The following is a 3,932-nucleotide window of genomic DNA, read 5'->3' as shown; positions in this document are numbered from 1 at the left end:
GTATCCTCTTAAAAAAGCATGGTAAAATGTTTCGCAGGAAGGGGTCAAGGGGACTGGTCCCCTTGCGGGGGAGGTCTGAGGAGGGGGCAGAGCCACCCTCCTTCTTTCTTTTACCATGAAATATAAAGAAGATACAGTTTGGTGATACTCGAGAGTGTAGTCGTGGAATGTGTCTATGTTATGACTAAATTTTATAATATTCCAAAGGAAAGAGTAAGCAAAAGTCTAATATCTCTTCTCCATTATAGGGGCATCATAAATAGCGATAGAGAAGAACTCATCGAAGCACTAACGATATTTACCAACCGCAACATCGATATTGTTGACTGCGTATTAATTGCTAAGTCTAAGAGTTTAAGCATCCCAATTTTTACATTTGACAAGAAACTAATAAGCTCATAGCTACCACGTCTCCCAGTGGATGTTTTCCTGTTTGAACTTGTCGGTGACGTGTCCCTTGTTTTTGGGGACACCGATTGGGATAACGTTTAACGGTACGATGTTTTTTGGGATGTTTAATATGGCCCTGACGCTTTCAACCCTGTCCTGCTCGGGGTATACTGCCGTCCAGACGGCACCCAATCCCAGGGCATGCACGGCCAGGAGGATGTTTTCCGTGGCAGCACAGCAGTCCATCACCCAATAGTCCCTGCTGTATCGTTGGTCCTTATCGGGGACTCCACAGACAACGATGGCCGCTGTCGCCTTATCGAGCATCTTTGCATAGGGCAGTCTGGCGCACAACTCATCCAGGGTATCCCGCTTGGTGACAACTACAAAGGCCCACGGTTGAATGTTCACTGCCGAGGGCGCTGCCATCCCGGCCATCAGAATCTTCGTTAAATCCTCACGGGAGACCACATCCGCCCTAAAAACCCTCACGCTGCACCGCGTCAGGATATTATCCAATGCCTTGTTTTCCATAGACACCTCACGTCGTTTTATTTTTTGAACCGTCTACAATACTAATATATAGCGTCCATTCTTTGCAAGCACTATTCAGGGCACAGGGCGCTATCCCGGTGATAACAGAGCGGCTTCTTATGTGATAGGAGTCACTGTTGTCTGCGTAAGTATTTCCGTTCCCCTTTGAGGACATTTCTCCCCAAATAGGGAGGTCCTAACGCCACGAGGTTGTACACATCCCTTTTACATTGAGCAATTTTATTCTGGCAAGAAAGTTGCAATAGCCTCTATATCAATTGCAGCAACACTGCAAGAGGCAAAAACAGAAGACTATAACGAATATTAAGAAATCTATAAAGGAGGTGACAAAGAATGAAGAAGTTTTTAGCGTTAATGGCAGCAGTAGCACTTAGCCTTTCCCTGAGCCTGGTTGGCTTTGCAGAGGAGGCACCAGCCCCGGCAGCTCCGGATGCACCAGCAATGGAGAAACCTGCAAAGAAGCATGTAAAGAAACATAAGGCAAAGAAGGCAAAGACAGCAGATGCCCCGGCAGCAGATGCCCCGGCAGCGCCAGCAGATGCACCAGCAGCGCCACATAAATAAATGACCGAATACGACGGACAATAGAGATTTTATCTCAAACGATAAACTAAACGTAAAAAAAAAGGAGTGAACATGAAGAAATTATTTGCAACACTGTTAGCAGTAGCATTTGCCTTAACGCTTAACACGGCAGTATTTGCCGAGGAGATGAAGAAAGACGCCGCAGCGCCTGCAGCACCTGCAGCAGAACCGGCTAAGAAAGAAGAGAAGAAAGACGCAAAGAAAGACGCAAAGCACGGCGAGAAGAAAGAAGAGAAGAAAGAAGAGAAGAAATAACCTTGTTTCCTCTTCAAACACGACCAATATACGGTGCTTAACGACAATGTAGTATAATACGAACATGAAGGACTCATACTCCACCCCTTAACGGATAGGGGTCAAGGGAGCCAGGCAACCTTGAAGGAGACAGGGGGTCAATCTTCCACAGGGGGAAGGGCAATGCAAGGGGATAAATCCCTGACGTAATGCCTTTCCCCTTTTTGCTAATTTATATGAATTTTAACGAAGAACTTAAACAGTTGCTCTTAACCGGCCATCGGGGCTGTGACATAGTCAGGTATCACAGCCGCAGGATGGATGAGTTCGTCTGCCGCACCGTAGCAGACACTAACGGCAATGCCGGCGACACTCAGTCAACCCCCTGCTTTGGTGTCTTTGCAACAGGGGGGTATGGCAGAAGTGAGCTGGCCCCACATTCAGACATCGACCTCATGTTTCTGCTCAGAGACAGGGGCGACACTGCACAGATCGAGGATATCTATTATCGGCTGCTGGATAGCGGCATCCACATCAGCCACTGCGTCAGGACACCACGGGAGTGCATCGAGGAGGGATTGAAGGACGTGCGCACACGAACGTCGCTCCTGGATACGCGCTTCATTGCCGGTAATCCGCAGATGCAGCAGGTCTTTAGAGACAGCGTATTAACCGGGTTGCTTTACATTGACGCTCCAGGTCGCACCTGGCTGAAAAATCAGCGGGAATTCTTTGCCATGCGATTACATGAGATGAGCGACAGACACAAAAAGTTCGGCGCATCGGTCTACCTGCTCCAGCCAAACGTAAAGGACTCCGCCGGAGGACTCAGGGACGTACACGAGGCCCTCTGGTTGTCAAAGATTGCCCTGAACTTTAAGTCGATGGCCGATTTTGCACAGATTCTCTCACGGAGCGACTACAGAAGACTGCTTGCCGCATGGGATTTTCTGCTCAAGGTTCGGATTGCCCTGCACCTGTCAACCCTATCCAACGGCCATCGCGCCCCGGCCCGCGGTAGCGACACGCTGTCCTTCAACGATCAACAAACCGTTGCAACCCTGCTTGGGATCAGCGATACTCGATACTTTAGCGCCTCAGAGCGTCTCCTGCGCCTGTACTACATCAGGGCCTCCACCATTAAAACTATAACCGAAAAAATACGAAACATCGCAGGCTCAATGTTTGTGCGTATGCCGCGCAGGGCAAAAACCTACCGCATAGACAACCTCTTCTCACTCTCACAAAACAAGATAATGATAAACGATGAACAGGTATTAAAAAAATTCCCACACAAGATAATCGATGCCTACATCATAAGTGCAAGGACAGGCAAGGGGTTCACCAAATACCTGACCTCGTTGATAAGAAAACACACCCACCTGATCAACAAGGAGGTCAGAACCTCACGGGCTGCCATCAGCGGGTTAATGGAGATATTCAGGAGTCCGGCCCCCTACGCCTCACTACAGATGATGTTTAACGACGGCGTCCTGGGCAGGCTTATCCCGGAACTGGCACCGCTTCGATTGCTTGTTGTTTCGGAGCCTTATCATATATACACCGTCGATGCACATACCATGCTCGCCATTAAGACCCTACAGCAACTGGGCTCCCCTACCGGGGGCTATGATAAAATTGTGTCGTTGATATATAATAACTTTAAGGACAAGGAGATACTGTACATGGCGGTTTTGTTTCACGACATAGGAAAGGCAATGGGTCGGTGGCACAGCACACGAGGTTACATGCAGGTCAAGCCCGTGCTGGACCGTCTGCAACACCCCCCCCTGCCCCCCCCTAAGGGTGGGGAAGAACCAGGAGCGTCCTGGAGCGGTAAAGAACCAGGAGCGTCCTGGAGCGCTAAAGACGTTGAGTTCCTCGTCAAAAACCACCTGCTGCTGTCACGCAGCGCCTTTACAAAGGACATTGACGACCACGACACTATCGCAGAGCTGGCGGAAGGCATCAGAGACGAACGCACATTAAACGCCCTCCTGCTTGTCACCTACGCCGACATGTCCGCAGTAAACCCCGATTTCTTCACGGACTGGCGAAAGTCACTCGTCATCGCCCTGTACAACAGGCTAATGAAGCACATCAGGGGCATCGAGCGACAATACACCGAAACATACATCGGTAACGATGACGAAATCAGGGACATTGTT

Annotated in this window: 4 protein-coding genes and 1 pseudogene; 4 read left to right on the top strand and 1 reads right to left on the bottom strand. The window is 49.4% G+C overall.

Features of this window, described 5'->3' with window-relative positions; genetic code table 11:
- The first annotated feature begins 141 nt into the window (after positions 1 to 141).
- Positions 142 to 402, top strand: a complete 261-nt coding sequence (locus tag HWQ67_RS20615; RefSeq protein WP_425340731.1) for a PIN domain-containing protein — start codon at positions 142 to 144, stop codon at positions 400 to 402.
- Here HWQ67_RS20615 and HWQ67_RS13970 read toward each other — a convergent pair whose 3' ends face one another.
- Positions 403 to 924 carry a nitroreductase family protein gene (locus HWQ67_RS13970; RefSeq protein WP_218253305.1) on the bottom strand — a complete coding sequence of 174 codons (522 nt, stop codon included), beginning with the start codon at positions 922 to 924 and terminating at the stop codon, positions 403 to 405.
- A gap of 354 nt (positions 925 to 1,278) precedes the next feature.
- On the opposite strand from HWQ67_RS13970, the gene HWQ67_RS13965 reads away from it, so the two are divergent.
- From HWQ67_RS13965 to HWQ67_RS13955, 3 genes and pseudogenes are all read left to right on the top strand, one after another.
- The gene (locus HWQ67_RS13965; RefSeq protein ID WP_218253304.1) at positions 1,279 to 1,509 is read left to right on the top strand and encodes a hypothetical protein; all 231 of its coding nucleotides are present in this window, start codon (positions 1,279 to 1,281) and stop codon (positions 1,507 to 1,509) included.
- 72 nt (positions 1,510 to 1,581) lie between these two features.
- Positions 1,582 to 1,785 (top strand): hypothetical protein, encoded by a 204-nt coding sequence (locus HWQ67_RS13960; protein ID WP_218253303.1) that lies wholly within the window; start codon positions 1,582 to 1,584, stop codon positions 1,783 to 1,785.
- A 215-nt stretch (positions 1,786 to 2,000) separates the two neighbouring features.
- A pseudogene (locus tag HWQ67_RS13955) lies at positions 2,001 to 3,932 on the top strand (hypothetical protein); the annotation flags it as partial.

Origin of the sequence: Candidatus Magnetobacterium casense (genome assembly GCF_019173545.1) — a bacterium.
Classification (GTDB): Bacteria; Nitrospirota; Thermodesulfovibrionia; order Thermodesulfovibrionales; family Magnetobacteriaceae; genus Magnetobacterium; species Magnetobacterium cryptolimnobacter.
This window is presented reverse-complemented; position numbering and strand designations above follow the sequence as displayed.